The organism is Armatimonas sp. (genome assembly GCF_043760365.1).
Lineage (GTDB): Bacteria > Armatimonadota > Armatimonadia > Armatimonadales > Armatimonadaceae > Armatimonas.
The window spans coordinates 1-5,879 of sequence record NZ_JAYUPA010000204.1 but is presented as its reverse complement, the minus strand read 5'-3'; the positions used below and the strand labels follow the sequence as shown (position 1 = coordinate 5,879).

Sequence of the window (5,879 nt, the reverse complement as noted above, 5' to 3'; positions counted from 1 at the left end):
ATGCCGACCACTGGCGCGAGGCAATCCAGCCCTATCTCAAACCCGGCGAAGAAAACCTCGCCTGTCCCAATGCCAAAGTGGGCGATGGCTACGCGATGGAGCCACGTCTCTCCAACACCGATCTAGACACATTAGAGTACCCCGCCGAGACCATTCTTCTCTACGAAACCGACGCGCCCGACCAGAAGCCCCGTCCCCCGTTTACCAAAACGCGACACGGAGCCCCTAATATTGCCTTCGCCGACGGCCATGTCAAGTACACCTACAGCGAGCACCAGAAATCCCTCCACGCCCGCAACGACGAGCTCCTAGCCAAATCCCCCAAAACCCCGTAGGCCCATTCATGGGTCTTGCCGGGCGCGAACACCGCTCATAACCCGCTACGCGGGCGGGCCGATTTATCCGCTCGAATTCAGGGCCGGGGCCGCATACTAACAAAGACGGCTCTCGCTCGGAAAGGCTATTTCGGATTTTTTCTTTCGTGCAAGCAGGATATAATAAACGGTTACAATGTACGAACTGGTTGTTGAGAGGCATTTTTCCGCCGCGCACTTTCTGCCGGACTACCCCGGGCCGTGTTCACGGCTCCATGGGCATAATTTTATTGTCCGGGCCTACGTCCGCGGCGAGCGCTTGGACACACGTGGCATGCTCCTAGACTTTGGGGTGCTGAAAAAGGCGCTGCTGGAAATACTAGAGGAGCTGGATCACTACGCTCTCAACGAGCTGCCCGCCTTCGCCACGCAAAGCCCAACCACAGAAAATATCGCCCGGTGGATCGCGGAGGCGCTATGTGCACGGGAGCTGGGCAGCGCAGACGTACACAAGGTCGAGGTCTGGGAGACACCAGGACAAGCCGCAACCTACTACCCACTGCCACAGGCAGGATAAAAGAGAACCATGGACGAGAGAGCACTTCCGCCCCCGATCACGCTACGTGAGCTGACACGTATTGTTGGCCGTCGCTGGCTACTAGCGGTCAGTGTTTTTCTTCTGACGGTCGTTGCCACCTACTTACTTACCAAGCGTATCACTCCCACCTACGAGAGCAAGTCGCGGGTGCTGTTAGAGTCTGGCACCAGTGGTTCATCGAGTGGTCTAGGGAGCCTTCTGGGCCTGGTAACCGGCGGAGGCAGCGGCAATGCCTCGCTAGACACGGAGATGGAGAAGATCGAGACCCAGGAGTTCTACATAAAGCTCCGGCAGCTCGCGGGGCTGGGGGAGATGGGGATCGAAGAGGTGCAGTGGCGACTCCAGCTCGCCGCCGGACGCGGGGGCCAGGTGATGATCTTCACTGCCCGCGGGTTAACGGCGCAGCAGGCACAAAAGATCGCCAATAGTGCCGCCGTTCTCTATATCGAGCTCGCCCGAAAAGACGCAAAAGACCGTATCCAGCTCGACCGTAAGCGTCTGCTTGATGCCTCCGCCCTTGCGCGGCAGGGAAAAAACCGCACAGAGCGTGCGTTAGAGCGCTTCAACAAGGGGATGGCCGCCTCCGATCCCACAGCTTACTTCCGGGGTCGCGCCGAGCGGACGATCCTGGTACGCAGAGATCTGGAGGAAGCGCGCAAGCAAGAAGCCGCCTTAGTGACGCAGATCCAGACCCAGGAGAAACAGTCCAAGAGCTTGCCTAAGGAGCTTGTCAATAACTATGGACTTATCAAGAACACCGTAATTGATGTGTTCCGCAGTGAGATCGCCCTTCTGAAGGCCCAACGAAAAGTCAAGCTTCTTGACTATCAAGAAGACAGTCCCGAGGTCCAGACGCTCGACACCGAGATTGCCGCCAAGCAAAAAGCCATTGAGGAGGCGCAGAAAGATGCGTTCTCTATCGGCAATAAGAATGTTGGTCTCAACCCGGACTACATCACGACAAACAGTGAGCTGCTTCGTGCTCGTGCCACTCTGGCGACCCTGCGCAAAACAATCGCCGAGACCCAAAATCTACTCAACGCGCTGGAAAAAGAGCAGACAGGGCTCGCGGATAAGCAGTTCCAGTACCTCCGGCTGCGCACCGATTTCGAGGCCGCTGCGGAAGCGGACAAGACGGCGCAGACCGGCCTGATCGCCAGCACGCTCAAAGAGGCCACGGGGCAACCCTATGTGCGCGTGATTGACTGGGGCCGCAAGCCAGACTTGCCTCTCTCACCCAAGCCACTTCTGAACACGATTCTCTCTGTCTTTCTGGGGCTCTTTCTGGGAATCGGGCTACCGCTTCTGGCGGAGTATTTCTCCACCAAGCCACGAAGCGACGCGCTGATCTTTGAGGAGCCGCTGCCTGCCCTGCCGCTGGTAGGGGGTATTCCCCTTCTCGGAACCGCACCCGCCGCTGCGCCAGGCAACCTGAGCGCACGCGATGAGGACCGGCTCCGGGAGATCGGGTACTGGCTGGCGCACCGTGAGCCGAGTGGCCCCGTCCCTGTGCATCTGCTGCTCGGGGTGCGCTCCGATGACCGGGCGACGACTCTGGCAGCGCAGCTTGCTGACGTGCTGGGGCAGGATGGTGTCCGGGTGGCCCACCTGGAGGTGGACACCCCGTCGCTGGCGGAGCTTCCCAAGAAGCTGGCAAATCTCGCGGCAGCGGGCAACGATCTGATCTTGCTCGCGGGCCCTGCGGTCTGGAATGTCCGCGCCGTCGGGCCACTAGAGAAGCTGGCCGGTGGATTGGTTTTAGTCGCCTCACCCGACACGCCCGTGGAAGAGAGCGTCACCCGCGCCCGACGGCTCCTGACCAATGGCTACACCCCGCGCTTTCACGGCGTGATCGCCGCCGAGGAGCTACCCGCACTTGCCGCTCTAGAGATAACAAAGCCATGACTTCACTTCTTGCCGCATTTCTGCTTTTAAGCCCCCAGGAGACGCAGCCTCCCCCGCTGCCTGTTCCTCCCAGTGTGGTTGCCGCCAATGTCCCGACGGACTACAAGCTCGACACCGATGACTTGGTGCAGATTGAGGTAGATCGGCATAACTACCTCAACCGGGCGATGCGCGTCCCCATTGATGGCGCTTTGCGCTTTCCACGCCTTCTCACGCCCATTCCCGTTCGGGGCCTCACCTGCGCCCAGATTGCCACCAAGATCACCGATGCCTTGCAAAAAGAAGGTAAGCTTCGTCTGCGCGAGGGGCAAGTTCAGGTAGCGCTGATTGGCACGCGCGTTCGCCGTATCTATGTTCGGGGAAATGCTACCTGGGGGCGCGATCTGGATCTGAGAAACGGCTGGCGGGTGACGGAGCTCATCACCATGCTGGGCGGAATTCCCCAGCCAGATCGTATCACGGTGCGCCTTATCAACCCCGTGCGCCCTGTGCCATTGTTGCTGGATATTGCGGGAATATTAAAAACTCCCGATCATCCGCAGAATGTCGCGCTGCTCGAAGGCGACACGCTCACCATGGATCAGCCACTCCGAAAACGGCTCTTCATCAGAGGGGAGGGGCCTCGTGGCCTCCATGAAATAGATGAGCGCTTTGGACTGCGTGCCGTGCTCGCCCAGTTTGGCTACAGTGTCGTGAATGCATCGGGCGACCTGCACCACGTTGTGCTAAAACGCAAGACAATTACGGGCGATGTGAACTCCCCGGAGACCATCACCAAGCTCGATCTCTACGCGCTGCTCACGGATGAGAGTGTCGCAGATGTGCCGCTACAAGATCTAGACACACTGGAGATTCCTGCCTCGCTAGACTTTGTCTATGTCTGGGGCGAGCTGGGCGGCTCGCGCAAGTACCCGCTACCCCAGGACCGCAAGACCTACCTTCAGGACATCATGGCGAACGCCAGTATCACCACGGGTCAGGCGCGTATCGGAGCCATTAAAGTCGCACGCCTGGGAGCCGACGGCAAGTACACGCTTCTGGGCGAGTTCGACTGGGGCAAGTACCTCAAGGACTTCAAGCCCGAGCGCAACCCGGAGATCAAGCCGCAGGATCTGGTCTATGTACCGTCGGTGCGCCACGCGGATCCCAATACGGTCATCAATCAAATTGTGGGAGGGGTGCAGGGTCTCTTCTTCCTGCGCAGTATCTTCAAGCTTTGAGCGAACCCTCCTCCCCCCCTTCCATTATTGTCCAGGGTATTTCGAAAAGCTTCCAGCGCACTGCCGGACGCGGCGGCGACTTGCGTGAGCGTTTTGCGCGACGTGTGCGCGGGGAAAAGCAGCCCAGCGGTGTGTTTCTCGCACTGGAGGATGTCTCTTTTACGGTCAAGCCTGGTCATCCTGTCGGGATCATCGGACACAATGGCTCGGGGAAGTCCACGCTCCTCAAGCTCCTCACCGGAATTCTCAAGCCCACAAGTGGCAGCCTCGCGGTTCACGGGCGTATCGGGGCTTTAATCGAAGTGGGCGCGGGTTTCCATCCCGATCTCTCAGGCCGCGAGAATGTCTTTCTGGCGGGCTCGATTCTCGGGCTCACTCGCCAGCAAGTGCACGCGCGCTACGACAAGATCGTAGACTTTGCCGGACTCGCGGACTTTATGGAGACCCCCGTGAAGCGCTACTCATCGGGGATGTACATGCGCCTGGGGTTTGCCATTGTCGCGCACTTAGATCCAGAAGTGCTGCTTATTGATGAAGTTTTGGCTGTGGGCGATGCGTTTTTTCAGAACAAGTGCCTGCGCTTCTTAAAAGACTTCGTGAAGAAGGGTGGCACGGTGGTCTTTGTCAGCCACGCTCTGGGGCAGGTGGAGCTCCTGTGTGAGGACTGCCTCTGGCTCGACCATGGTAAAGCACGCTTCTTTGGCCCGACAGAAAAAGCAATAGCTCTCTACCACGACGTGGTCAACGAGCGTGAGGACGCTGAGTTTGCACGTCTCTACCCGGTAGAGTGGGAAGCTCAGCAAGCGGAGAAACGCAGCAAAGACGAAGAGGCACGGCGGGAGGCGCAGCGTGTTCAGCGTGAAGCCTACGACGCGGAGTGCGCGGAGCAAGAGCGCCTTGCGGCTCTCAACGAGGAGCGCACGGCTGCCGAAGCGCTCTTGCAGGAGGCAGAGGCGGCGCGCAAGACCGATCCCCGCCGCGCACGCCTGACCGGAGTCACCCTGCGCGATAAGGCAGGGGTTCCGCGCACCACATTCCCCGTGGGAGCACGTGTCCGTGTCGAGATCGCCTACCGCACCCCTAAAACGCTCGCTGAGCCCGCCATAGGCTTCGATCTCTTGCGCCTCAGTGATGGACTTCATGTCTTCACGACTAGCAACTACGACCATCAGATCTCCCTGGCCGGGCTTGTCGGTGAAGGCGCAGTGCACTTTACGATTCCCGCACTCACCTTGCCCGCTGGGGCGTACCGTGTCCAGGTAAATCTCTACCCGGATACCACGCAGCCGGAGTGGTCATGCGCTCCGGAGGATCTGCTTGAGGATGCCGTGACACTGACCATCGTGAGCGAGAGAGTCACCCATGGTGCTGCCTATCTCGATGTTGTCTGGGAGCCTTCCTCCCTATGAGACGCTGGATCAACGTCGTCCGGCAGCGGCTCTGGCGCATCGAGGAGAGCGCGATTCGCTTGCAAGAGTTACAAGCGGCAGTGCAGACACTCGCGGCGCAAAACACACAGCTTGTGGAACAGAATGATCAGCTCGCCACTGATCTCGCGCGACTCTTTGAGCGCCTAGACGCCAGCGATGTCAGCCGCCGCGCCGAGTTCGAGGCACTTCTTATTGAGCTAGGTCAGGCACAGGCACGCGCCACCTGGGCAGAGCAGGCAGCGGCGCGACTGCACCAGGCGTGGGCTGCCGGTGCCGATACCCGAGAAGCCACACGAGTCGCACTGGGACGCATCGAAGCGCGCCAAATCCACTCAAACGCTACGACAGCTCTGAGCGCGGCGGAGTTTAGTGTCTTTTCACAGTTCGGAGAAGATGGAATTCTTAGCTGGCT

General features: G+C 59.6%; 5 protein-coding genes and 1 pseudogene. All 6 read left to right on the top strand.

Going from position 1 to position 5,879, the window contains the following annotated elements:
- Nucleotides 1–335, top strand: a 335-nt coding sequence (locus ACH2EH_RS04965; RefSeq protein WP_395139513.1) for a hypothetical protein, incomplete at its 5' end; no start/stop codon positions are given.
- Between the two features lie 175 nt (nucleotides 336–510).
- The gene (gene queD, locus ACH2EH_RS04960) at nucleotides 511–891 is read left to right on the top strand and encodes a 6-carboxytetrahydropterin synthase QueD (RefSeq protein ID WP_395139511.1); all 381 of its coding nucleotides are present in this window, start codon (nucleotides 511–513) and stop codon (nucleotides 889–891) included.
- A gap of 9 nt (nucleotides 892–900) precedes the next feature.
- Nucleotides 901–2,817 (top strand): GumC family protein, encoded by a 1,917-nt coding sequence (locus ACH2EH_RS04955; protein WP_395139509.1) that lies wholly within the window; start codon nucleotides 901–903, stop codon nucleotides 2,815–2,817.
- Nucleotides 2,814–4,037 (top strand): polysaccharide biosynthesis/export family protein, encoded by a 1,224-nt coding sequence (locus tag ACH2EH_RS04950; protein WP_395139507.1) that lies wholly within the window; start codon nucleotides 2,814–2,816, stop codon nucleotides 4,035–4,037. The genes ACH2EH_RS04955 and ACH2EH_RS04950 overlap by 4 nt, the downstream gene beginning before the upstream one ends.
- Nucleotides 4,034–5,446, top strand: a complete 1,413-nt coding sequence (locus ACH2EH_RS04945; protein WP_395139505.1) for an ATP-binding cassette domain-containing protein — start codon at nucleotides 4,034–4,036, stop codon at nucleotides 5,444–5,446. The genes ACH2EH_RS04950 and ACH2EH_RS04945 overlap by 4 nt, the downstream gene beginning before the upstream one ends.
- Nucleotides 5,443–5,879, top strand: a pseudogene (locus ACH2EH_RS04940) (hypothetical protein); the annotation flags it as partial. The gene ACH2EH_RS04945 and the pseudogene ACH2EH_RS04940, both read left to right, overlap by 4 nt.